This is a genomic window from Oribacterium sp. P6A1, assembly GCF_000702885.1.
Lineage (GTDB): Bacteria > Bacillota > Clostridia > Lachnospirales > Lachnospiraceae > Oribacterium.
On sequence record NZ_JNKO01000006.1, the window covers coordinates 155,634 to 179,508 of the forward strand.

The 23,875-nt window shown below is 41.1% G+C and carries 23 protein-coding genes; 17 read left to right on the forward strand and 6 right to left on the reverse strand.

Annotation, left to right across the window (positions count from 1 at the left end):
* The 8 genes from T515_RS06255 to T515_RS16490 all read left to right on the forward strand — a co-directional run bounded on the left by T515_RS06255 (position 1) and on the right by T515_RS16490 (position 7,963).
* Positions 1-483, forward strand: coding sequence for a chemotaxis protein CheD (locus T515_RS06255; protein ID WP_036608879.1), 483 nt, complete (start codon positions 1-3; stop codon positions 481-483).
* Between the two features lie 87 nt (positions 484-570).
* The gene (locus T515_RS06260) at positions 571-1,461 is read left to right on the forward strand and encodes a chemotaxis protein (RefSeq protein ID WP_081832700.1); all 891 of its coding nucleotides are present in this window, start codon (positions 571-573) and stop codon (positions 1,459-1,461) included.
* A gap of 66 nt (positions 1,462-1,527) precedes the next feature.
* Positions 1,528-2,496, forward strand: a complete 969-nt coding sequence (locus T515_RS06265; protein ID WP_036608883.1) for a hypothetical protein — start codon at positions 1,528-1,530, stop codon at positions 2,494-2,496.
* Positions 2,496-3,224 (forward strand): late competence development ComFB family protein, encoded by a 729-nt coding sequence (locus tag T515_RS16485; RefSeq protein ID WP_051671504.1) that lies wholly within the window; start codon positions 2,496-2,498, stop codon positions 3,222-3,224. Before T515_RS06265 ends, T515_RS16485 begins: the two co-directional genes overlap by 1 nt.
* A gap of 166 nt (positions 3,225-3,390) precedes the next feature.
* Positions 3,391-5,010 (forward strand): flagellar filament capping protein FliD, encoded by a 1,620-nt coding sequence (gene fliD, locus T515_RS06275; protein WP_051671505.1) that lies wholly within the window; start codon positions 3,391-3,393, stop codon positions 5,008-5,010.
* Between the two features lie 67 nt (positions 5,011-5,077).
* Positions 5,078-5,479: a flagellar export chaperone FliS gene (locus T515_RS06280; protein ID WP_036608885.1), complete on the forward strand. Its 402-nt coding sequence runs from the start codon at positions 5,078-5,080 to the stop codon at positions 5,477-5,479.
* A gap of 23 nt (positions 5,480-5,502) precedes the next feature.
* A complete protein-coding gene (locus T515_RS06285) occupies positions 5,503-5,904 on the forward strand; it encodes a hypothetical protein (RefSeq protein ID WP_036608887.1) in 402 nt (133 codons plus the stop codon).
* Between the two features lie 175 nt (positions 5,905-6,079).
* Positions 6,080-7,963, forward strand: a complete 1,884-nt coding sequence (locus T515_RS16490) for a nucleotidyltransferase family protein (RefSeq protein WP_051671506.1) — start codon at positions 6,080-6,082, stop codon at positions 7,961-7,963.
* Positions 7,964-8,083: 120 nt separating this feature from the next.
* On the opposite strand, the gene T515_RS06295 is transcribed toward T515_RS16490, so the two are convergent.
* The 6 genes from T515_RS06295 to flgM all read right to left on the reverse strand — a co-directional run bounded on the left by T515_RS06295 (position 8,084) and on the right by flgM (position 13,326).
* The gene (locus T515_RS06295; protein ID WP_036608889.1) at positions 8,084-8,380 is read right to left on the reverse strand and encodes a carbon storage regulator; all 297 of its coding nucleotides are present in this window, start codon (positions 8,378-8,380) and stop codon (positions 8,084-8,086) included.
* Between the two features lie 44 nt (positions 8,381-8,424).
* Positions 8,425-8,901: a flagellar assembly protein FliW gene (gene fliW / locus T515_RS06300; RefSeq protein ID WP_242839340.1), complete on the reverse strand. Its 477-nt coding sequence runs from the start codon at positions 8,899-8,901 to the stop codon at positions 8,425-8,427.
* 70 nt (positions 8,902-8,971) lie between these two features.
* On the reverse strand, positions 8,972-10,552 hold the full coding sequence (locus T515_RS16495; RefSeq protein WP_051671507.1) for a flagellin hook IN motif-containing protein: 1,581 nt from the start codon (positions 10,550-10,552) through the stop codon (positions 8,972-8,974).
* Between the two features lie 21 nt (positions 10,553-10,573).
* The gene (locus T515_RS06310; RefSeq protein ID WP_036608891.1) at positions 10,574-12,388 is read right to left on the reverse strand and encodes a flagellar hook-associated protein FlgK; all 1,815 of its coding nucleotides are present in this window, start codon (positions 12,386-12,388) and stop codon (positions 10,574-10,576) included.
* 172 nt (positions 12,389-12,560) lie between these two features.
* Positions 12,561-12,992: a hypothetical protein gene (locus T515_RS06315; protein ID WP_036608893.1), complete on the reverse strand. Its 432-nt coding sequence runs from the start codon at positions 12,990-12,992 to the stop codon at positions 12,561-12,563.
* A 19-nt stretch (positions 12,993-13,011) separates the two neighbouring features.
* Complete coding sequence (gene flgM / locus T515_RS16500; protein ID WP_051671508.1) at positions 13,012-13,326, reverse strand: flagellar biosynthesis anti-sigma factor FlgM; 315 nt, start codon at positions 13,324-13,326, stop codon at positions 13,012-13,014.
* 395 nt (positions 13,327-13,721) lie between these two features.
* Here flgM and T515_RS06325 point away from each other — a divergent pair, with 395 nt between their 5' ends.
* From T515_RS06325 to T515_RS06365, 9 genes are all read left to right on the forward strand, one after another.
* Complete coding sequence (locus tag T515_RS06325) at positions 13,722-15,137, forward strand: hypothetical protein (RefSeq protein ID WP_036608895.1); 1,416 nt, start codon at positions 13,722-13,724, stop codon at positions 15,135-15,137.
* The gene (locus tag T515_RS06330; protein WP_036608897.1) at positions 15,124-15,459 is read left to right on the forward strand and encodes an EscU/YscU/HrcU family type III secretion system export apparatus switch protein; all 336 of its coding nucleotides are present in this window, start codon (positions 15,124-15,126) and stop codon (positions 15,457-15,459) included. Before T515_RS06325 ends, T515_RS06330 begins: the two co-directional genes overlap by 14 nt.
* Before the next feature lie 93 nt (positions 15,460-15,552).
* On the forward strand, positions 15,553-16,962 hold the full coding sequence (locus tag T515_RS06335) for a hypothetical protein (RefSeq protein ID WP_051671509.1): 1,410 nt from the start codon (positions 15,553-15,555) through the stop codon (positions 16,960-16,962).
* Between the two features lie 75 nt (positions 16,963-17,037).
* The gene (locus T515_RS06340; protein WP_036608899.1) at positions 17,038-18,234 is read left to right on the forward strand and encodes a hypothetical protein; all 1,197 of its coding nucleotides are present in this window, start codon (positions 17,038-17,040) and stop codon (positions 18,232-18,234) included.
* 87 nt (positions 18,235-18,321) lie between these two features.
* The gene (locus T515_RS18200) at positions 18,322-19,152 is read left to right on the forward strand and encodes a lytic transglycosylase domain-containing protein (protein ID WP_051671510.1); all 831 of its coding nucleotides are present in this window, start codon (positions 18,322-18,324) and stop codon (positions 19,150-19,152) included.
* 76 nt (positions 19,153-19,228) lie between these two features.
* Positions 19,229-19,852, forward strand: coding sequence for a PilZ domain-containing protein (locus T515_RS06350; RefSeq protein ID WP_036608901.1), 624 nt, complete (start codon positions 19,229-19,231; stop codon positions 19,850-19,852).
* A gap of 5 nt (positions 19,853-19,857) precedes the next feature.
* Entirely contained in the window at positions 19,858-20,976 is a 1,119-nt protein-coding gene (locus tag T515_RS06355) for a glycosyltransferase (protein ID WP_036608903.1), read from the forward strand.
* A 16-nt stretch (positions 20,977-20,992) separates the two neighbouring features.
* Positions 20,993-22,546: a hypothetical protein gene (locus T515_RS06360; protein WP_036608905.1), complete on the forward strand. Its 1,554-nt coding sequence runs from the start codon at positions 20,993-20,995 to the stop codon at positions 22,544-22,546.
* A gap of 284 nt (positions 22,547-22,830) precedes the next feature.
* Entirely contained in the window at positions 22,831-23,694 is an 864-nt protein-coding gene (locus T515_RS06365) for a flagellin N-terminal helical domain-containing protein (protein WP_036608907.1), read from the forward strand.
* The last annotated feature ends 181 nt before the right edge of the window (positions 23,695-23,875 follow it).

Sequence of the window (23,875 nt, forward strand, 5' to 3'; positions counted from 1 at the left end):
ATGGATAGACAACTGAAAGTCGGGATCGGCGACATGAAGCTGACACGCGGACAGGGTGAGATAATCACCTATGCGCTTGGCTCGTGTATAGGAATAGCCTTTTATGATCCTGTTTTGAAATTAGGAGCATTGCTTCATATCATGCTTCCTATACGACAAAACAAAGATGATGCTAATTTACTGAAATATGCAGATACCGGTCTTGCAGAGACTATTCGTAAGCTGACAGCCTTTGGGATGGTCAAAAGCAGAGCCATCGTTAAGATTGCAGGTGGAGCCAAGATGTTCGAGATCAGCGGTAATGCCAGTTTTGGTAATATTGGAGAGAGGAACGCGCAGACTGTACGACAGATACTGCAGAGAGAAGGATTCCATATACGCGCAGAGGATTGCGGCGCAAATTACGCTAGAACTATGAGCCTGGATGTGGCAACAGGTGACGTCGTGATAAAAACCTTTGGTCATCCGGAGAAACATTTATAATTTTTACCCGTTAGGAGGAAACCTGAATTGAAGAACAATAAAAAGGACGGAATTCTGCTTGAGTCCGGTACAAATGAAATTGAGATCATGAAGTTCAAGGTCATGAATGAGTACTATGGTATCAACGTTGCCAAGGTAGTTGAGATCATGATGACCGAAAAAGTAAAGCCGATGCCACATTCCCATCCTGCTGTTGAAGGCTTTTTCAAACCAAGAGATGTTCTTATTACAGTTATAAATCTCGGGCAGTATCTTACGGGAGAGCGTAAGGACTACGGAGACAGAGACCTCTTCATCATCACCGGTTTTAATAAGATGATGGTTGCTTTCAGAGTTGACAGCATCGAGGGTATCAGCCGTATTTCATGGAAGAGCATTCAGAAGCCTGACAAGACCCTTGGGTCAGGTGATGAGTCTGTAGCAACAGGTATCGCACAGTGCGATGACCAGCTGGTAACAGTTCTGGATTTCGAGAAGATCGTAGCAGAGATCTCTCCGGAAACAACGATTCAGGTATCCGAAATTGATGAGATGGGTGACAGACCTATCAACCAGGCTCCAGTTGTTATCGCTGAGGATTCTGTTCTTCTCCAGAAGATGATTCTTGATTCTCTTCAGAGAGCAGGTTTCACTGATATAAGCATGTTCAATAACGGACAGGAATGCTGGAATTATCTTGATGGAATAAAGGATGACCCGCATGTTTATGAGAAGGTCAGCATGGTCATCACGGACCTTGAGATGCCTATGATGGACGGTCACAGATTAACGAAGCTTATCAAATCGGATCCTCATCTTCGTCATCTCCCTGTAGTTATCTTCTCATCTCTTATCGATGAGCAGATGCGTGCCAAGGGCAAGGAGCTTGGCGCTGATGAACAGCTTTCCAAGCCTGAGATCGGTCATCTCGTACATATCATGGATACTCTTATCGGACGATATGAGGAACAAAGAAAATCGAATTTTAAGGGAATGTAAATTCTCAGGTAGTTAAAGGCAGGCATGGTATGCCTGCCTTTAACTGATAAAAGGAGGGGCGCCTTCATGATGAGAGCAAAAAGCCGGGATGCGAGATTTACTGCAGGAGCTGTCATTAGCCTGTTATTTATATTGATAATCCAAGTAAAAGGATATGCAAACAACTGGCTGTTTAAAGACGGTAAATGGTACTATTACTATACATACGACGATCCGGTTGAGAATGAGTGGATAACCGATGGCGGTAATGAATATTACATCGGAAGCAAAGGTCTCATGTCTACCGATAAGTGGGTTAGTGATAAATCTACTGGAGAAAAGTACTACGTTGGTCTTGACGGGATAAAAAAGAAAAATTCCTATACTGCCAGCAAAGATAAGTTTGTGGGACCTGACGGTACGGAACTTGAATCCTTTGACGAGTGGAGAAAAAGTGCTAAAAAGAACCTGAAAAAGGTTATTTCGGCATTGAACAGGAAAGTAACCGTCTCATCGGAACAGACGGCCTATCTTAGCACGTTAAACGCGTCAAATGCTGCTTTTACATTATATGATCTGAATGGTGACGGATATAAGGACTTTATAGTCATTAATAAGGAATCTGACGCAGCACAGGTTCTGGATATCCAGCTTTGGAATCCGGAGGAAGAAGAGTTTTATGCATTAATGGAGCTTGATTTCACTTCTGATGAAACTGCGGTACTGAGACGTGAAGAGAACTATGGAGATGCGTGGCTTATCATTTCACGTGATATCAACGATTTTGATTTCCAGAGACTCCCCAGAGAGGAATATTATTTTCAGGATGTGGAGCATTATCATTTCGGTTATAATGAATACGGTGATGTGATTTACTACATAAATAATGATAAGGCGGATCCTGAGGAATGGAATTCATCGCTTATTTACAGAAGAAACAGCACGGGTTCCGGAATCTTTGCAGTATATCATGACCTTAATGAGAGTACAGTGGACGAACAGGTAGATATGTATCCATCAGAGGAAGAGATCGCACTGTTCAGTGAAAAAGGATAATGGGTATAGAATCAATGGAAGAGAATAATGATCGTAAAGATATGTTTGACACAGCGGGTGATGCTGCGGATTTTGCGGAGAACATCGCCGCCACCATCAGGAAGGGACTGAAAGAGGCGTCGGAATCTGTAAAGAAGGAAGATTTGGAAGCCATCAGTGTCATGCTCGGAAGAGGGACAGATGAAGATCATGACGAGCCGGAAGCTGAAGATATGCAGGAAGAAAAATATGTGAAAAACCAGAAGAAGTCAAAAAAGGTGGTTGGTTCAAAATATGGAAATGCACATGCCTATGGTATAGACAATATCGAACTTCGAAACGAGGTGGTTCAGGATAAGAGAAGGGCCATAAGAGTTGAGTCTGCAGAGGAAAGCAATGTTCTGTCTGATGCCATCCAGAAGCATCTGGAGGAGAGTGTTTTCGGAGAAGCCAAGATACAGGAAGGTTTCCATATCGTAAACATAATGCAGGAATGTCTGAAGAGTGAGAATATCCTGGAGTATATGCAGAATATGTCCTGCTGCACCTGTGAGCGCTGTCAGGCGGATGTACTTGCAGCTACTCTGTCTCATCTTCCGGCCAAGTATGTTGTTATGTATAAAAAGTCTACAAATGCACGTATAAGCTTTTATCATGACAACTATAAAATGGACATCCTTTCTTCCATAATGAGGGCTATAAGAGATGTAAAGGAGCATCCTCATCACGGAAACGACCGTATACAATAATTAGTGATATTTATATAATGTCAGCACTATCGGGATAGTATTTATTATTTCGATAGTGTTTTTTTGTTATTTAGTTTATTTATTTCAGTTTTGTGCCGATAAGAAAGGTAGGACATAGTGTAAATAGGCCATGGAAGGTCTCTGTATTATAATGAAGGAGCATCATATGAACGTATCATCAAGCAGCAGCTCATCAACGAGCGCATTGGGAAATACCTCCTTAAAAGGTTTTGGAGGACTTGCATCCGGACTTGACCGAGATGCTTTGATAGAGCAGTTAACACTCAACACAAACAATAAGATAACAAAGACACAGCAGAATATCACAAAACAGGAATGGCGTCAGGAGGCGTACAGAAGCGTTACCGATCAGATGATTGATATGGAAGATGAGTATCTGAGCTATTCCGGAAAGACCAGCATAGTACATAATGGTCTTTACTCAAAGTCGGTTGTTACAGCAAATGGAAACAGTGCCTCAGCGGCTCTTGTTTCTGCATCCGGTTATTCTAACGTTCTTGATTATGTTTCAGTAAAGGGTGTAAGTCAGCTTGCGTCATCTGCTTACTTTACATCACAAAAGATGACTGACAGTGAGGGTAATACCGCATCAAAGTCTACAAAACTCAGCAGCATTACCGGGTTTACCGACGATAAGCTTTCTTCCATGACTATCAACGGTAAAACTTTTGAAGTGACCGGTGAGTCTACTGTAAATGACCTTGTAAATGCTATCAATAACAGCGATGCAGGAGTAAAGGCGACTTATGTAGAGAGTACCGGAAAGTTCATGTTTTTTGACAAGGATACCGGTGAGGAAAGCGCAGTCGAGTTAAATGATACGGCAAAAGAGCTGTTTGGAGGAGAAGAATCCCAGTTCACAGCCGGTAAAGATGCTGTAATGTATGTAAGCTACGGCGGTTCAGAGCCTGTTGCCATAAAGAGCCATACAAACACCTTCAATGTTGACGGCCTTTCAGTTAAAGCAAGCGGAACCTTTGGAGATATAAGTGTAGGTGAAGATGGTAAAGTATCCTACGATGCATCAGCCAGTGTGAGTTTTACGGCGACTGCCAATGTTGATAAAGCCACAGAACGAGTTAAAGCATTTATCGAAGCTTATAACAAGATGGTCGATGAGGTCAATACTCATGTAACAACGAGACCTACAAGCGGTTATGATCCTCTTACTGAAGAGCAGGAAGATGAGATGACCGAAAAGGAAATCGAAAAGTGGACGAAAAAAGCAAAGGAAGGAATCCTTTATAACGATAATGAAATGAGAGACTTTGCTTTTGAGCTTCATGGCATGATGAATGATATAGTTGCAGGTGGAATCAGTTATGACGATCTTGAAAGTATAGGTATCACAATAAGTTCTGATCATGTAGACGGAGGACAGCTTACATTTGATGAAGATAAGTTCCGTAAAGCTATGGAAACTGATGCGCAAAAGGTTGAAGATATCATGTGCGGAACAGAAGAAAAAAAAGGGTTTGGTCAGATTATTAATAATCAGTTAACTCCGTATGCAACAAGATATGCATCAAGAAATGGCAATTCATATGGAAGACTTATAGAAGTTGCAGGTTCCGAAAAGCTTGTAGCCACTAAGAATAAAAATGAAATTTATGACAAGATAAAAGGTTATAATGATGAACTGGAGAAATGGAAAGATAAATTGAAGACAGAGGAGGACAGATATATCAAGCAGTTCTCAAATCTTGAAACACTCATAAACAAGATGAATACTCAGGCAAGTTACTTGTCCAGCTTATCATATTAAGTTTTCTGTCGATATAACATATAGTAATCGAAGATAACTACTAAAATACAAAGAGAAGGTGTCATTCATGATTTATGAAAAATATAAAGAGGATACAGTTTTTTCCATGTCTCCAGTGGAGCTTTTGATTCTTTTGTACGACGAGTGTATGAAGGATCTCAGAAAGGCTCAAATAGCTCTTGAAGATGGCGACATGACTATGTTCGAGGAGTTTATAGGAAAATCACTTAAGATAATAAGATATCTTATTCAGACTCTTGATATGTCGATACCTGTCAGTAAGGATCTGAGAAGGCTGTATGATTATATCATATTTGATCTTTCAAAGGTCAGAGCAGCCGGTAAACGTATGCCAGATGAGATACCCAAGCTTATAGAAATCATTCAGAATCTGAGAGATGGATTTGACGGGGCAAGCCAACAGGTTCAGGATACACATGAGGTTCATGAGGCAAGTATAGTAGGCTGATTAGCCATATTCCGGGAGCACATATGGAAGATGTTTTAAATGTTGCTGATTTAGCTATATTATTTCAAAGAAGGTATAGCTTTATAAAAGATGTGAAGGATATTACAGATAAGCTTTCGGAAGCCATATCCGGGAATGATGGATATACTGCTGAAGTGATCCTTGAAGAGCGCGGGGATGCTATACGAAAAGTTGAGCATGCCACAGAACAGATTCGGCTTCTCGGAGAGGCGGGGCCTAAAGCTGCATTTACTGCACATAGACTTATATATACGGAACCTGATGATATCGCGCCTGAAACAGACGATGAAAAACTGGTCCGGGAGATAAGACTGAAAACAAAGGCTTTGGTAGAAGTTCTTCAGAAGCAGGATAAAATGTTGAATAAACGCCTTACAAGGGATCAGTCTTTCTATAAGGACTAATACAACACTAATTGAATGACCGGGACATGATGATAAAGATAATGGTATACATTTAAAAAACAGAGAATCACAGAGAGTATATCCCTGTGGTTCTCTTGTGTTATAATAAAGTTATTCATAATAAATGGTAACGACTATAAAAGCATAATAAATATGCTTTTACGGGAGGATGGGGATGAATCGTACAGTTTTTGAAGGCAGATATCTGATAAATCTTGTTGGGGCAGTTATCAAACAAAAGGAGATTCCAAAAAAATCCATGAAGATGGATTGGGAGAGACTGTTTCGTCTTGCTGATTATCATAAGATTGCCAATGTTATTTATCTGGGTATGCTTGGAGCTTCAGAGCATGTGCCGCAAAAGTGGGGGGAGAGATTTTTTGAACGTTACCAGGAGAGTCTGATGTATTCCTCAAGCTACGAGAATTCCGAGCTTGAGATCCTCACACTGCTTAACATGCATAAAATAACAGCAACTGTTCTTGAATCATCTGCCACGAGGCGTCTTTACAGGATCCCTGAGAGTGCAAGCAACAGCCCTCTGAGGCTTTTACTCAGTGAGAAGGATTATAGTCTTGCTAAGGGATTTCTTGTGGATCTTGGATATCTGACTGATCATTTTTATCCAAAGTTCGGTGAGCATATGCGGGCGGGAAACGGATTTATGGTAGAGATATACTATAAGCTCCCATTTATTACGAAGAACTATCAGAAGTGCATGACATCCCTCATGGAGAGAGCATATATTGACAGAACCTTCAATTCCATGCACACCTTTTCCCTTGAGTCCAGTTTCGTATTTCGCATGGCAGAGGTCTGTTATAACTATTGTGAAAATGCTCTTACAGTGCGTAAATTGCTGGATGTTTTCCTGTTTTACCATCAGTTCAAGGGCAAGATGAATCAGAATTTTATCTGGACCAGATTTAAAGAGTTCAAAATTGATGTGCTGGTTCAGTGCATGATTCATATTGCAGCCATGTGGTTTGGATCCAAGGCAGACGATATCCTGGATCTTGCCATAGAGGACGGAGAGGTTTACGACGGTGTGGAAAGCCGTATACTTACCAGTGGAGTCATAGGTACTGAGATGGTGCCTCAGGCCAATTCTCTGAGAAATGAAATCCAGAAGGAACTTGAAAAAGAGAAACGTGAAGAGGAGAAGGAGCTCAGGAAAAAGCAGAGAGATGAATACTGGAAGAGAGTTAAGCAGCAGATACTTTGGGTATTCCCTGAGTACAAGTACATGATCTCTTTATATCCTTCATTGGAAAAATTTCCGTTTCTGCTTCCGTTATACTGGATTTTCAGAGGCATTCGTATGATTAAGGCTTCTCTTAAAGTTCAGTTTGATTCCGGAAGAGATAAGAATGATGATAAAGCTAAAGCTTCAGGAAAGAAGAAGTCCGGAGATATATCGTATCTTCCAAGAGAGACAAAGACTACCAGAGCTTTGGAAAACGATGGCATGGGAGATGTTGCTGTATCTATAGAAAATGGTAACAGAACAGGAAAGATTTACGATTCAGTTCTTGCGGAAGAACAGCAGAGGTCTAAGCTTGAAGAAGAGATCAAGGCAAGTGCCGATGAGAATGTCACAGAAGATGATTTCAGAATCGATGAGAATGCCGAAACAGAAATCGGTCTCTGGGAGTTCCCTAAGCTGGAATCAGTATCTATGCCTGGATTTAAGCGGGAGGATGAAAATGAGGCAATAAGTGAAGATAGTGATACATCTTCACAGGAAAAGGTTCCAGCTTCATTAGGAGGAGATACACTTTCAGGTATGGATGTTTCTCTGTTCAACAATCTTATGTCAAATGACAAAAACAGAACTTCTGACAAGGTTACTATCACTTCACAATATACTGATTCCGGAAATATAGAATACGGTTTTACTAAGGAAAACGAGGAGAATGACTCAGAACCATTAAGAACATCAAAAGAGTCTTTGGAACCGGATATAATTGTGGCACAGGATGAAAATCATAATTCGGTTGGAGTTCGTAAATGGCATTTCCCAACCATAGAAGAGGTTGAGGAAAAGGAAGATACATAATATTTCCTGATAATCAAATTTGTAAACCGTATATCTAAGGGAGTTATTCCTGTAAATTTTTTAATCAAAAACCCTTCGCCTAAGACGGCGAAGGGTTTTAATTATCATATAAAACAAGTATTAATTGTTCTCGTTTTTTTCATCTTTGTCTGATGATTCAGATGAATCAGCAGCCTTATGCTTCTTTAAGGTGATTTGCTTTAGTGAATCCTGCAAACCTGTAATTGCAGTAGGATGAGGTGATGTAGCACTCTTGTTTTCCTGTTCTGCGATAGAAAGCTCTTCACGGAGAATGGAAATCTGTTTAGGAGCATCTATGGCAAGTCTTACGCCATCAGAAGCACTTTCTACAACAGTTATTCTGATATTGTCTCCAATAAGTATACTTTCATTTTTTTTTCGTCTTAATATCAGCATCTGATCACCTACCCTATACTTAATCTTATCGGTCCTACCGACTGTTAAGCGTCTGGTGTCTCTTGAGGGGCACCTTCCTGACCGGTAGTGAAAGAACTTAATTTCTTTCTGAACTCATACTCGGATTGATTGAGTATGACCTGCATACCGATACGCTTATCAGGATTTATTACAACAGGTGCTTTCATATTAACAGTGTTTTCGAGATGATTGGTTCGAAGAACACAAATCACATAATATGAAAGATCATCCTCTGATTTGACACCAAGATACGAAAGCTCTTCTGGACTCAGAACCGGATTATAGTCCGGATCCAGCGAAAACGGGTTGATGATAACAAAAGCAACGTCAGTGTTTTCGATGGACTGAAGCATGAGAATCGTATTATCCTCATTTTCATCGAGAACGAGAGGGATGAAATACTTTAAATCATTAAAACCAAACAGCCCGTCTGTAAAATGTATAAGATCGGACTCTTCGTACTCAATTGTGCCATAGTCTTTGGTATCTAATGTCAACATGAATGACAACCTCCATTAAGTATATCTTATAAAATTAATAATTACTATATTTTTCGTAAAATTATCACTTTCAACGTACAAAATCGAATAAAGAATTCTGCATGATCTTTGATCCTACCTGCATGGCAGCATTGTAGGAGAACTGATTCTGATACATCTTAACAATGGCATCATAGGTATCTATGGCCATATGATCGTTATATTCTTTTTGATAGCTGTCCTGAGCAGTCTGTAGTCTGGACTGTACTTCTTCAAGAGAAGCGTAGGTGACACCTATGCGCCTGAATGTGTTACTTACATCCTGCATAGCATGATCCCATTTTTCGATTACATATGTAACATCTTCATTCAGTTCATCGGAGGAATAAACAGTTTTGACTTTTGAAGAATTTGTAGTATATGTTCCGGGAACTGTAGAGCCTCCCATAATTCCAGAAGTAGTACTGTCAAGCGTTACATTAGAATCTGAACCGGATGTTTTTGACGTAAAAGTGAATGTACCGGAAGTTCCGTCAAAAGAAGCTGTCACTCCGGCAGCGCTGCTGTTAATGGCAGACTTTAAAGCCGAGACTGTGGAATCGATTGTAAGGCCACTGACAGGAGTACCATTAATGTTCATCTTACTTAAAGCTGTATCTGTGAAACCAAGGTCTCCCAATTTTGAACCATATGTGGCTGTATTTCCCGTTGAACGATCAGTCAACGAGTTTGAAGTATACGTTGCAGGTGTGGTGCTTATTGAATTGTACGTAGTAGAGTAGTAATCATTTAAATCTGAAAAGGAATTAAGATAGGAATTTGTAGCATGAATAACCTGTGAGTTTAAGGCAAACACAGATCGGTTCATAGCTTCCTTAAAGGTAGCTATATTATCTGTGAAATTCGGGGTAGTAGAACCGACGGGATCCTGAGCTCTGAGTTTTTCAGAGGTGATACCGGTCACCATGTTAAGTCCACCGTAATAAGTATCCGGAAGAGTAGAGATGTTTGTGATATCTCCGTAGCCGAGAGACATACGCCCCTGTTCTCTCATGGCAGTCACTATACACTTTAGGGTCTCGTCTTCGTCCATAGCTGCCCCTGAAGCGTCTGTTCCGCAATAGGCATAGGACTTAGATGTTGGATCGTAGGACATAATCATGGTAGTTTCACTGTCATCTCCTGGGAACTTATGATGATAAGTCAGAGTCATGCCGTCATCAGACATAGTGAAAGGAACGGTGGTAGCATCATTTCCGCCCATTACATAATAGCCTTCATAGCTGGCATTTAAATCCTGTGCCATGGTCTGCTGAGTAGTTCTCATAAGGGTATTCATAGTATCAACAGTGCTTTCAAGGCCCTGGAAAGAAGCAGATGCTATCTGCTCGTATTTTACATTAAGTACACCCATCTGCTCATACATGGAACGGGAAGATGCTTCCTGCTGTTCAAGACGATTCATAACGTCTTTTATCATGGTATCCTTGGTGACAGCATCAGTATACAGGTTGTCGATTTTCTTGCCCGCATAGTAGTCAAGAGGACTCTCTCCCATGGTCTCGAATTTTCTTCCGGTTGAGACCTGCTCCATGCTTCTGTTATATTTTGATTTAAGATCCTGAACGGATCTTGCGTAATCCTTATAAAAGGTAGAAGATGTGACACGCATGATTTATCTCCTTTCTGCCTATCAGACCAAACCAAGTAGCGTCTGCAGAGTTTCGTCAAAGGCAGTCATGATTTTTGCTGCCGCATTGTATGATGATACATAGATCATCATATTGGCGGCTTCTTCATCAAGGCTGACACCAGACAGCTGATCCTTCGCACTGGTGATGCTGTTAAGCACGTTTGTGTTGGTATCAAGGGAATCCTTGTTGCTTTCCTGGTCGTTTGCAAGTCTTGTTGAAAGACTGTTCATGTAGTTGGCAAAGGTCTTATCCTTAAGCTCTGAATGAGGCTGGGTGAACGAGTTGATCATATTGAGTATGGTAAGATTGGAATCAGAACCTCTGAGACCTATCTTTGTTTCTCCGTTTACCCATTTTTTGCTGAGAGAAATGTTTTCTGCATTGATGTCATTGCCGGTCTGATCGCTTCTGTTAACAAGCAGAATATGATCCGTAGTTCCATTGGCTTTTATCGCAGTTGTAGAGTTTGCCTTTGCTGTCTCTTCCGGCTCATAAGGATAGTTCCAGGTATTACCCATATGGTTGTAGGTGTTCATCTCATCCGCAAGAGTTTGAGCCAGATTATCAAGCTGATCCATATAGTAGTCGAAACCATAGTAGATTCCCTGCTTTAGACCAGTGGTGGCGGTTTTTGATGGATCAGACTTTGCAAGCATATCAAGACCTGCCTGAACAGATCCTCCGGAGAAAGTGATATGTCCACTTGATGAATCAGATTGGCTGTTTGCAGTGATGACATCAGTTGGAGTTGTTTTAGTGCCATCTTTTTTCGTCCCGGCAGATGTAAAAACGAGCTGAGTGTCCAAAGGATTTGTTGAAGTATTTGTTGTATCGGACCATTTGGAATAATAAGGCTCCGACGGAACTTTAGTTTTATCTTTCAGTAAATCTACGGAACCGTAATTCAGACCGTTAGCATCTTTGTATGTGCCGTTGACTAAAATGATACTGTCTTGTGTCCCATCCTTTTTTGTGAAATTCAGAGTTATACGAAGATCTTCAGGCCAGTCAGCCCTTCCGCATGGATTTCCGTTAGCATCATAGGTATAGATGCGGTAACGGGGATTTGTCTCTCCGGCAACTGTATACTCTTCTGAGTAATACTCAACGGTTATGGGAATGTATTTTGACAGTTCATCGATCTTCAGGTTTCTTTCGTCTTGAAGCTCCAGAGCAGGGTTGCCTATAAGCTGATTATGTTTGATTTTATTATTCAAATCACCAATTTCACTGAGCAGAGTATTGATGGTCTCTACGGCACCGTTGCCTGATGTGCCTTTACCGTAAAGTTTTTCAAATTCATTATCTTCCGCAGTTTTTATCTGTCTTGCGGCAGAGTTTAAAAGAACTGCTGTGGCGTTCATATCAGACTGAAGCTGCCCTTCATAAACAGGATCCTGAACCTTGGAGGTGTCCTGCATGGTGGTGAGAGCTGTCTGTATGGCATCAAGAGATGCTCTCAGACCATCATGAGTTGTTTCGTCCATGAATCTGGAAAGTGAATTCAGTGACTCTTCTATAGCGGTATTATAATTTGTTGCAGTGTTCTGATCTCTGTACTGTATATCCAAAAACTTGTCACGAATCTGCAGAACTTCGTCCATGGACACACCAAAACCAACATTTACATCGTTTTCATTCATATAGAATGAAACGGGATTTTCATAGTTTACGCTGGAAGTCTTTAACTGCTGTCTTGTGTAACCCTCAACATTCATGTTTGCAAGGTTTTGAGAAGTTACATCAAGTTTTTTTGAGTTCGCCTGCAGCGATGTCAGGGCTGTCTGAAAACCAGCGAATGTTGCGCGAACCATATATACCTCCTATATAGAAAGAAAACTAAATATAATCATCGTATTTCTGTATCTAATATCGGCGGATTTTTTAGAAACATTAGTTAATCGGGGTAAAAAATATAGAAAAATAGCGGTCGTACATACAACAGTACGACCGCTTTCTGAAATGATGAAGATTTAAAGGGTAAAATCAGGCCAGCGTATCCTGGAAAAGTTTCGGCACAGGCTGACGGGATATGACTGTTTCCACATCATGAAGCCGAACCCTCATGATACGGTCTGCCGTTTCCTGTGCTTCTTTGAGACTATAGAGAGCGATCCTGAGTTCCTCGAAAAGAGGATTTAAAACGAGCTTTTGATCTTCGGATGCCTTGCTGAGGATCTGAGAAAACTTTAATCCCTTCCATCCAAGCTGTTCGGCAAGTTTAATACGTTTCTTCTCAAGACCACGAAAATTCAAAAGATCCGGCTGGGCTTCCTTCACCAAAGATTCCAGCTTCGAAGGATCGTCTTCGGATGCGGAAACGGTGAAATCACGCTCCAGCTTGATAAGTCTGTTTACAACTGTTGCCTGAGATGCTAGCACCTCTGTAAAATCGTTAAATACTGCAGAGTCTGACATAATGTCTCCTTTTGCGGGATCATCCCCTGTATCCCAACATACGCTCCGCTATCCTGGTAGAATCCACATTGTATGTGCCGGACTGAACCTGCGCTTTAAGTTCTGCAACTCTTGCGTCACTTACACCTGACTTCATGGAAGAAGCAGTTTTTGATGCGAGCATGGATGCGAAACTTTCATTGCTGACTGAGTCGGTAGCTGAAAAAGATGCTTTATCATAACTACTCACATAAGATGCGGATGATGCGGAAGAGGATCTGTCTTTTTTGATTTTCTTGTCCTGACCGGAATAGCCCACTTTTCCAATCAGAGTTGTACGTAAATTGACGTCCATAAAATGCCTCCTTGCATAAACGCACAATTAAATTAATGAGTTCCGTCTGCTTATAATATCGGCGACGGCTTCAAAAAAATAACTCCTATTTAAAAATAATTCCATTAAAAAACTGTGCATCTGGTTTTGATTTAAACATAATATCGTCCTTTGCCTTGGTAATATAACATCAAGAAATGAATAATGCTATAAAAAATTTAAATTGCAGATATCTTACGGCAAAAAAAGAAAAAAATATAAGGGGAAATTTACAAATTTTCTAATAGTTCAAGTTGGATATGACGATATAATATCATTAGAAGAATGAGAATCGTGATTTATTTATAAAAAGAAAATTAAAAATATGTAATGAGGCACTGATATATCAGGTCTCATACAGTTGGGAGATAAAATATATGCCTAATATTTTGCAGGTGCAGAATACCTCATTAAACAACCAGCAGGTAACCAATACACCGGGAATTCATCCACATATAGGCCAAAACCCGCAGATTGTGACTCCGGGAAAGGTCGAGCCTTCTCCTGCCGGCGATTATAGCGGGCAGATAGGCGCTGAAAGTGAAAACGGCAACGTAAATTTTGAATCAAATTATACCGGATTCATTCAGAGGATGCATGAAGGCATGCAGCTTCCGATAGAAATGGAAGAGCTTCTGTTTACTGACGGAGTTGCCCTTCAGACCCTGGGGGATACGGAACTGCAGGGTCTGTTAAATGAACTGTTCGCAGAGATAGAAGCAAAGGACCCCGAGGAGCTGATGAACTTTATAGAGTCACAGCAGCAGGCCCAAGTGAAATTTTCAGGTGAGCTTTTCGACGGATTACGAAATATTCTCAACCATGAGATATCACCTGCTTTCAGAGAAACCATTCTTGATTTTATAAAATCATATAACAATTATGCATCTAGTGAGCATCTGCTAAATCAATTGGCGTCTCTCGGAGATGATATCGAGAGTCTGCTGCTTCCTTCCCAGCGGGATGGCTTTGAAAAACTGATGGACCAGTTGGATCTCAGCGCACCTCCGGGAGATACCGAAAAAAACACAGAAGTCATAAATAAGCTTATCATTCCGTTCTTATCCGGATATGTTTCAAGAACCCATAATTATGGTGCTGTCAGAACAGCCAGTGTTCTCTTTTCTTTATATGCGGTGAAGTATGAAGACGGCAAAGAAGAAGGCGTCAGGCAGTTGTTTTCAAAGCTTATGAAGAATGGGGATTTCCGGATGCTTTTCAAGGGAGATCCGGAAAAGGCTTTGGAAAAGGCCATGGAAGAATTGAGACCTCAATCGGAAAGGGCTACAAAATTCCCCGAGATGCTTACAAAGCTTATCCAGAAAGGCACTGAGGGAAGTGCAGGATCTGAAAATGTGGAAAGATACTATCAGGTGCTTAATCACCTTCTGATGAATGAAAGCGTATATATGCCTCTTCTTCACATGCTGATTCCTTTCAGGTATCAGGATAAAAATGTCATGTCCGAGATGTGGGTTGATCCGGATGCAGAACGTGACAAGCCGGATGCGGCAAAGAAGCAGAAGATATTCATTAAATTCAGCATTCAGAATGTGGGAAATTTTGAGCTTATTTCCATGGTAGATAACGGAAATGTGAATATGCAGGTATATATTCCGCCTACATTAAAAGAACCTCCTGAAAATATATCCAGAAATATACAGGATATATTGAAGAAAAACGGATTTAATGTAAGCAATATGGAACTTGGAGTCCTCACCAGAAGTCATAGGGTTGATGAGGTATTTCCTGAAATAAAAGAAAAGGAGAAGGGTATAAATGTCGCAGTCTGATTCTATAAGAAAGAAAAAAGCAGCTGCTCTAAAGTATGATCCCGATAAAAACGGAGCTCCCGTCATAGTGGCTTCCGGAATGGGGTATACTGCGGAGAAGATAACCGAGACTGCCATGAAGGCGGGGGTTCCGGTTTATGAAGACGATTCTCTGGCATCTCTCCTTACCCAGCTGAAGCTCGGGGCAGAGATACCCCAGGAACTTTTCAGCGCAGTGGTTGAGATATATGTTTATTTTCTGAAGTTTGCGGATAAGAATGAAAAAGAGGCTGAGGCAGAGCTTCCGCAGCCACAGGATCTGATGGATGAAGGTATCAGATGATGTGAGTGTAAAAATATTTGCTACTCGCTTATAGTACCCACCGTACACATTCGTGTGCAGTGTACATCATCAAATAGAAAGGAAGAAAGCTGCATGAGAGGCAGGAAAGCCGTATCTGAAGGGTACGGTCCGGTTAGTAAGATAATTGTATATTTACTTCTGTTTTTACTGTTTATACTGATTTTCGGTATGCGGGTAATGGCAGCAACACAGCCCATCAATACAGTCAGTATAAAGATAAAGTCCAAGATTGAAGCGGGAAGAAAACTTCCATCAGATATTCTTATAGAGAAATCTTCGGTTGATGACAATGAGATAGCTGTATCGACTTCGGGCAGTAAGTATAAGATCACTAAAGCAGAGTGGACAAGCGGCAGTGATATGAGGGTGAAAAGCGGCGATAAACCGGCTATGAGGGTTGAACTTGAGTCGGAGGATATCAGTAAAAATTATTTTTTAAGCAGTTACAGAAGCTCCAATGTGACAATAACCGGGGGAACCTTTTCAAGTGCCAGTAAGGACGGTGACAAGCTCATCATTAATTTAAAGCTTGATCCAATAAAAGGAAAGTTCGATGAGCCTACTGACGTATACTGGAATGATGACAAGCTGGGAGAGATTCGCTGGACAAGACCCGACAATACTTCCGGTACCTATGAGCTTCAGCTCATGAGGGACAGTACCAAGGTGACCTCGGTTACCACCTCGGGTCTTCTTTATAATTTTTATCCCTACATGACTCAGGCAGGAAAGTATTATGTAAATATAAGGACCATTCTTACTTCCACAGAACAGAGGCAGTACGCACAAAACAGTGAGTGGCTGTCTTCAGCGGAACTCACTATAACCGACAGAGATGTTTCTGATGGAAAAGGTAAGGAGGGAAGCGGAGGAACCGCAGGAAGTCTCTACAAGTTCGGATGGTATAAGGAAAACGGTTTCTGGTACTACAGATATCTGGATGATAACCGTCTTCAGGGAGCCGGATGGGCGTATATAGATAAAAACTGGTATCTGTTCAATCAATACGGTCAGATGCAGACCGGCTGGCAGATAATCAATGACAAGACATTTTTCCTTCTTAAAGACGGTTCCATGTATACAGGATGGATGAAGAACGGAAATGACTGGTACTATCTGATTCCCAAGGAGGAACTTCGAAATGGAGAGGTGTGGGGACAGACTGCAAACAACGGATGGCGTATGATCAATACCCACTATTATTATTTCAAGAGCAACGGAGCCATGTATACAGGATGGCTATATGAAAACGGAAAGTATTATTTCTTAAACGATATAGACAATTCACTTTACGGAGTCATGTTCACGGGATGGATACATAGAAATGAGAAAACTTATTACTGTGATTATGACGGTACGATGGTAGAAGGCTGGCATGCAATCAATGGAAATTTCTATTATTTCTATCCGGGCAGTGGACAGATGGCTACCAATGCCTACATTGACGGTTATTATGTGAACAATGATGGTATAAGACAATGAGCCTATCAAATAGGAATCCGTAAGTCAGATATTCAGGCTGAAAAAAAGCCTTCAATAGATGAGTAGAGGTGAGTGATGGCAAACCTGACCAATAGAAACAGAAGCTCATACAGAGACCGTATAAGAGAACAGCGGGAGACAAATCTTGAAAGACTTGAGCGTGAGGCAAAACGCAGCAATAAGGCGGCAAAGCTTTTCATGCTTCTTCTCCTTGTGGGATGGTTTGTGCTTACCCATATGAAAAGAGCTGATGCTGCGGATGGCAGCATCATAGATAAGATCAATGTAAAATTCACTCAGAATTATGGCGATGGGGGTGAAACCCTTGAACCAACTATCGAAACAAGTACAAGTAATATTTCAATTGAAGATATAAGCTATGCAAAAGATCCCGACAAATGGAAACCGGGATCCAGAGTCCTTGTGACCATAGAATTCAGTGCGGCATCCGGATATTATTTCGGAGCGGTATGGAACAGAGAGGCAGTGACTCTGAGTGGTGCTGAATTCTCTCATTGCGGAAGGATAGATGACGGAGAGAAGCTTCAGCTGAAGGTTTACTATGTTCCCTGTGCCGTGCTTGGGGATACTTCTTCTGCAGGATGGGATTACAAATTTAAAAAGGCTGTCTGGAAAGAAGTGGATTATGCTCCGGGATATGAGGTAAAGCTTTATAAGAATGATGAGGAAGTGGGAACAAAGAAGGTAAGGACCACCACCGTAGATTTTTCTGACAAGATAGAGGACTACACAAAGGATAAGTTTTATTATGAAGTAAGAGCTATACCCATGACTTCCGATGAAAAGAAATACCTGAAAGAAGGCAACTGGATAACATCGGAGGATGATGTAGTAAATTCACATACGGGTTCACCGGGAGTCACCCCTATAGGTTACAACACAACCACCAATACAGGAACATTGCCAAATTACAATGGTAGTAAGACCAGTACCACAGGCTGGTACAACCCGGGAGGAACATGGTTCTACTATGATACCTACGGGAGAGTTGCCACAGGATGGCAGTATATAGGGAATTTGTGGTACTACTTCAATGATCAGGGACAGATGCTCACAGGTTTTCTCACAGACACTGACGGAAGCGTATATTATCTGGATCCAAACATGGGTTATATGAAAACCGGATGGGAATACATCAACGGAGCGTGGTACTACTTCAACAGCAGCGGACGAATGCAGACAGGGTACCTGTATGATGGCGGAAAGATGTATTATCTAAATGAATATGGCCAGATGGTTGCCGAACAGTAGTGAGGAGTTCTTTTATGACCGGTGGAGTGAAGGTCTTATGTGAAGGGTAAAAACTGGAAATATGATGTTGAAAAGGGGATGTAAGATATGCCATTAATGGAGTCAATTACCGAAGTAACGAATACGGGGAAAGGTAGACCGGCAAATGTTTCTTTGCTTTCCAATACAGCCCATACATTTAAAAATGTTCTGGAAGGTATGAAGGCGGCGGGAACGAGTGAAAACAATCCGGTATCCGGAGTTGCAAAAACCCTTGATGAGATTTTTGCAAAGGCTTCTAAGACCTATGGGGTTCCTGAAAGGATATTAAAGACTGTGGCAAAGTATGAGTCGGATTTTAAGACTACGGCGGTTTCCAAGGCAGGTGCCATGGGAATCATGCAGCTCATGCCTGCTACCGCAAAGAGTCTCGGGGTAAAGGACCCTTTCGATCCGGAACAGAACATAATGGGTGGCGCAAAACTTCTGGCATCAAATCTTAAGGAGTTCGGAGGAGATCTGAGTCTGGCACTGGCAGCCTATAACGCAGGCTCAGGGGCGGTGAAGAAGTATAACGGTATCCCTCCCTACAAAGAGACACAGAATTATGTAAAAAATATCATGGCTGACCTGAACAGTAACACTCAGATAGATCTAAAGAACTATGTGGTAACAGGAGTCGGCAGCTCCTCTGAACTAATAGGAGAAGGCAGTGATATAAGTGAAATGAAAGCTTTACTTGATACCCTGGGGATAGGTATGTCTTCAAACGGAAACGGTATGCTGGGATTAAGTTCATTTCTTGCAGACAGAATAAGTAAGGATTCGGATGAGACAGGAAAAATCGATAAAGATATGTTCGCTACTTTGATAGAGATACTCAGGCTGCAGATGCTTATGAATACCACAAACAGCATAGGCGATTTTTCCGATATCTGATTCGATATATTAAAGATATATTGAATCCTGTTTGTGATGAATTAAGGGATGATTCAAGAAAAAGCAGAGGTTATAAATGGTACTAAAGGATTGCAGAAGTGGTGTTGTATTATTTGAAGGTAAACAGTATCCTGTTCGAGTAGTTACAGGAATCGATAATAACGTGGCACTTTACTTCAAAGATGAACTTCAGGATTCCTGGATGAAGAAGGCTGAGGTTTCCTTCAACGACAGTGTAAAGGGGTGCATAAAGACTACCTGCGACATTCTGATCAAAAGAAATCCGGGATATCCGATTATGAAGGAAGCCTGGATGGGTGAGTGTCAGATACTGGATGTTATCGAAATCGTTCAGAGGCAGCAGGATATACGTGTTAATGTCTCCATACAGGTGCAGTTCACATCAGAGAAAGAGTATGGGAAACGTTTTTTCGGAACCATAACAAATTTAAGTGCCGGTGGCATCTTTATGGTGACTTCAGAGGAACTGACCATAGGAGAGATTCTTTCCTTCCACTATGCTTTTAAAAATATTGAAAGAACTTTCAGATTGAAGATACTGTGGGGAAAGCTTTATGGTCCGGGTGAGAACGGATACGGACTCAAGTTTTTGGATCTTAGTGAAGGAGCGGAAACCTCAATACGAGGTTTCGTATTCAACGAACTGCGAGAGCAGCGTATGAAAAACAGCGGAGGATGACAGTGATGATCATCAATCTGGTAATGATCGTTAAGAATGAGGAACGTTGTCTTGCGAGATGCCTGGAGGCGGCATCTCCTTTTGTGGACCATATAATCATTGCAGACAGCGGCTCAACGGACAGAACCCTTGAGATTGCAGAAGGCTTCGGCGCAAAAATATACAGTTTCCCGTGGGAAAACGATTTTGCCAAAGCCAGGAACTTTGCGCTGGGAAATTCTGAAAGAGACTGGAATGCAGATATAAATCTGGTGCTTGATGCAGATGAATATCTGATACAGGACGAGAATTGTAATCCAAAAGCCCTGAGAGATTTCATAGATCATATGTATGATAAACAGGGAATGCGGTGGCTTGGAAACATAAGAAGAGAGGACTCTTATCCAAACGGAGACGAGATAGATCGCAGTATAACAGAGATTCCACGTATACTTCCTGCAGAAATGCGTTATCAGGGAAGTATTCACGAGCAGGTTAATGCCAAGGTTGTGCATAAGCTTTCTCCCCTTTATGCCCTTCATGACGGATATATGCAGAAGGGAAAGGGAGAGAGAAACTTCAAGTATTTGGAAGAGGCTTTGAAAAAGGAGCCCAATTACCCTTATTACAATTATCAGATGGCCATCACACTTCGGAATTTGAACAAAAAGGAAGAAAGTCTTCCTTATTTTAGGAATTTCTGGAGATATTCAGGAAAGAAAGAGATTAGACAGTCAGCTTACTGGACAGATGGCATCATGAGATATCTCTATACCCTTTATGATATAGATACGGAGAATAGTCTGGAAGAAGCCCATGATATCATGAGCAAGGTTCAGTATGACTTTACCAGAAATCCTGATTTCTATTTTTATTCAGGGCTTTTCTATATGAAGCTGGTGCTGAAGAATACGGAAAAGTACAAGGATCTTCTTCCATACATTGAAAAAAGTTATTTAAAGTGTCTGGATCTTGGAGAAGTGAGCCGGCCTGAGGGTGTGATAGGTACAGGTTCATTTAAAGCCGCCTATAATCTGGGGACATGGTACGAGGTGTCCGGAAATTTGGATAAGGCACGTCACTACTATAAGATGGCTGCTGATGAAGGATATGAAAAGGCTGCTGAAAGACTAAAGAATTTATAAGTATAAGGGGATAAATATGGGCAGATTCAACGATATTTTGGATCAGTTTTCCGATGATAATCCGCTGAGTATGTTTACGAAGATACTGGGAGGGAACGTAAAGGATGAGGATAATGTGAGACATTCATATGGTAATCAGCCTTTATGGATATATGACATATCGGGAGAAGAGATAAAAGAGCTTCAGCCGGAGGACAGGATCTATGTTCGTACAGATTCAGTGAAAAATAAGATTCTGGTAGAGGCCTCTGACGGGGAAGGAAAAGCTACAGTAATAACTGCATGTGATGTATCCCAGAATGCCAATGATCAAAAAGAAATATCCAATATGATGAATACTCTGGTTCAGGATATTTCCAGAGCAAGGCGTAATGGGGCAGAAGGAATCACAGTTCCGGTTAATGAATACGAGCTTGTGGCATACATCAGAAACAGACCTTCCATCGAGATCGATCTGGACAGGCTGGAGGACGCTATAAATCATCATCGTAAGGATGAGGTACTTTCGGATTTTGTAAACGATCTTCACCAGAATAAGAGAGTGGACATATACACAGCCGCGAACAATATATACAATGCCGAAGCTGCACATATACTGAAAACTGAATTCGCGAAATTTTCCAATATTCATTTCTACGATCTGAATGAAAGCTATAATCACATGGTCTACTGGAATGACGAGGTTATTTTGAATAACATTAAGTTTTCACCGGAGGCAGTGATCATAGGCATCGGCCTTGCGGGAGAGAAGCCTGTACATGCAATTTCCATAAGAAATGATATTCATTCAAGCGTTATAAAGAAAATATCGTTTATGGTGAATCACGCCATGAACGTAAGAGAGGAAATGCTTGATGCCCAGTTCGTAAAGCATGCCATGGGAATCGAAGAGATTGCAAGAAACAGGAACATGTCTGAAGAGGTTAAGAACAAGGTTCTCATAGAGCTTGCCATCGCAGAAGCCAAATATCGTTATGATGACTTAAGGATAAATGAGTTTCTTAAAGCCGTTATAGATGTTTACTATACAGAAGGCCAGATGAAGATGGTGAAGGTGCCCTTTAACGACCCTAATCTTATCATGAATCTGATACCTGATGCCATGTCAGGACTACTGGTTGAGATCGGAGATAATCAGATCATATATTATGGTTTTGATTCCTCCGCAAAGCTTCTCATAGATAAATACAGATGGATAGATATGGGATACGGTCGTGCAGGGCATGATGCATCCCGGGCCAATATGAAGCAGTTTGAGAAGCAGGCCTCGGACATGACCCTGAGGACAAGATACATCTCTGAAATGAACAATGTTCTTATCGGTAATGAAAGCCGTTCCGCAAATGCTTCATACAAATATGTACGTGATGTGGCTGTTAAATATAAGGATATAGGACTTGATGCGGAAAATCAGATAGAACTTCTTCAGGAAGTACCTGTTATAAATGATCCAAGCTACAGGACATCTATCGAGAATATAATAAAGGAAACCATCACCAAGGAATCGCCTTTCAGAATGTTTGGAGAGATAAGAAAGGGCGCAAAGCCAAGAAAGAACAGGCAGGAATAATAGATTGGGACTTGAATCAGTCGTTTCTGATGGGTTAATGAAGTTAGAAAAACCACAAAATAGGCAGCTCAGTATATGAGAGCTTGATAAATTTCTAAACCATATATAATATAAAAATAAAAATATATTTTATTTAGAAAACCATTTATATTTTCAAGAAATGGTGCGATAATATAGGTGAAACAAAAAATCATAATAAAAGGCTTGGAGCTCATATATCATATATGTATGAGTGACCGGTTTGGACAAGGAGGTTCTTACACGGGCCGAAATAGGAGGAATTTATGGTTATACAGCACAACATACCAGCGATCAATTCTTACAGAAACATGTCCAAGAACACTTCAGCTCTCAACAAGAACTTAGAGAAGCTGTCATCTGGTTATAAGATCAACAAGGCCGGAGATGATGCAGCAGGTCTTGCAATCTCAGAGTCAATGAGAAACAAGATTAATGCACTTGATCAGGCAGAGGCTAATGCAAATGATGCCATCGGTCTTATCCAGACAACAGAAGGTGCTCTTACAGAGACTCACGCAATGCTCGAGAGAATGACAACTCTTGCAACCCAGGCTGCAAATGGAACCTACGCTACAACAGAAGGTGCAGGTAAAGCCGAGAAGGGTTACGGCGCAAGCTTAACAGCAAGAAAGAACATTCAGGAAGAAGTTAATGCGTTAGCATCAGAGATCTCAAGAATTGCCTCAAGTACAGATTATAATGGAATCAATCTTCTTACAAACACAAGTACTAAGCAGTTCCAGATAGGCCCTACAGCAGCTGAGAAGATTTCTGTTACGGGATCTATAATGACAGCTTCGAATTTGATCAAGGAGATCAATATCAACACAGCAATGATGACTGTAACAAAGGCAAATACAGCTATCACAAAGATTAAAGATGCAGTTGAGTCTGTTTCAAAGTACAGAGCTAAGCTCGGAGCTACACAGAATAGACTTGAGCACACCATCAACAACCTTAAGGTTGCCAATGAGAACACAACAGCTGCTGAGTCAAGAATCCGTGATACAGATATGGCTAAGGAGATTTCAGCTTACACCAAGAATAACATCCTTAATCAGGCTGCACAGTCCATGCTCGCACAGGCAAATCAGTCACCTCAGGGAGTACTTTCACTTCTTGGATAATTTCAGAACTAAAATTTATAGTTGCAATGGAAAGGAAGGGCTTCGGCTCTTCCTTTTTAATATATACAGCAGAATACCAGATAAAAAAGGTGTACAGTGATCTTTAGGCTGTACACCTCATTAAATTAATCAGGGTCAGACATCAGTGATATGTACCATCCTTACTGGTTTGTCCAATAAA

Excerpts from the sequence above, each read along its gene's own strand:
- T515_RS06255 (WP_036608879.1), top strand. The coding sequence starts at position 1 with ATGGATAGACAACTGAAAGTCGGGATCGGCGACATGAAGCTGACACGC.
- T515_RS06260 (WP_081832700.1), top strand. The coding sequence starts at position 571 with ATGAAGTTCAAGGTCATGAATGAGTACTATGGTATCAACGTTGCCAAG.
- T515_RS06265 (WP_036608883.1), top strand. The coding sequence starts at position 1,528 with ATGATGAGAGCAAAAAGCCGGGATGCGAGATTTACTGCAGGAGCTGTC.
- T515_RS16485 (WP_051671504.1), top strand. The coding sequence starts at position 2,496 with ATGGGTATAGAATCAATGGAAGAGAATAATGATCGTAAAGATATGTTT.
- fliD (WP_051671505.1), top strand. The coding sequence starts at position 3,391 with ATGAACGTATCATCAAGCAGCAGCTCATCAACGAGCGCATTGGGAAAT.
- T515_RS06280 (WP_036608885.1), top strand. The coding sequence starts at position 5,078 with ATGATTTATGAAAAATATAAAGAGGATACAGTTTTTTCCATGTCTCCA.
- T515_RS06285 (WP_036608887.1), top strand. The coding sequence starts at position 5,503 with ATGGAAGATGTTTTAAATGTTGCTGATTTAGCTATATTATTTCAAAGA.
- T515_RS16490 (WP_051671506.1), top strand. The coding sequence starts at position 6,080 with ATGAATCGTACAGTTTTTGAAGGCAGATATCTGATAAATCTTGTTGGG.
- T515_RS06295 (WP_036608889.1), bottom strand. The coding sequence starts at position 8,380 with ATGCTGATATTAAGACGAAAAAAAAATGAAAGTATACTTATTGGAGAC.
- fliW (WP_242839340.1), bottom strand. The coding sequence starts at position 8,901 with ATGTTGACATTAGATACCAAAGACTATGGCACAATTGAGTACGAAGAG.
- T515_RS16495 (WP_051671507.1), bottom strand. The coding sequence starts at position 10,552 with ATGCGTGTCACATCTTCTACCTTTTATAAGGATTACGCAAGATCCGTT.
- T515_RS06310 (WP_036608891.1), bottom strand. The coding sequence starts at position 12,388 with ATGGTTCGCGCAACATTCGCTGGTTTTCAGACAGCCCTGACATCGCTG.
- T515_RS06315 (WP_036608893.1), bottom strand. The coding sequence starts at position 12,992 with ATGTCAGACTCTGCAGTATTTAACGATTTTACAGAGGTGCTAGCATCT.
- flgM (WP_051671508.1), bottom strand. The coding sequence starts at position 13,326 with ATGGACGTCAATTTACGTACAACTCTGATTGGAAAAGTGGGCTATTCC.
- T515_RS06325 (WP_036608895.1), top strand. The coding sequence starts at position 13,722 with ATGCCTAATATTTTGCAGGTGCAGAATACCTCATTAAACAACCAGCAG.
- T515_RS06330 (WP_036608897.1), top strand. The coding sequence starts at position 15,124 with ATGTCGCAGTCTGATTCTATAAGAAAGAAAAAAGCAGCTGCTCTAAAG.
- T515_RS06335 (WP_051671509.1), top strand. The coding sequence starts at position 15,553 with ATGAGAGGCAGGAAAGCCGTATCTGAAGGGTACGGTCCGGTTAGTAAG.
- T515_RS06340 (WP_036608899.1), top strand. The coding sequence starts at position 17,038 with ATGGCAAACCTGACCAATAGAAACAGAAGCTCATACAGAGACCGTATA.
- T515_RS18200 (WP_051671510.1), top strand. The coding sequence starts at position 18,322 with ATGCCATTAATGGAGTCAATTACCGAAGTAACGAATACGGGGAAAGGT.
- T515_RS06350 (WP_036608901.1), top strand. The coding sequence starts at position 19,229 with ATGGTACTAAAGGATTGCAGAAGTGGTGTTGTATTATTTGAAGGTAAA.
- T515_RS06355 (WP_036608903.1), top strand. The coding sequence starts at position 19,858 with ATGATCATCAATCTGGTAATGATCGTTAAGAATGAGGAACGTTGTCTT.
- T515_RS06360 (WP_036608905.1), top strand. The coding sequence starts at position 20,993 with ATGGGCAGATTCAACGATATTTTGGATCAGTTTTCCGATGATAATCCG.
- T515_RS06365 (WP_036608907.1), top strand. The coding sequence starts at position 22,831 with ATGGTTATACAGCACAACATACCAGCGATCAATTCTTACAGAAACATG.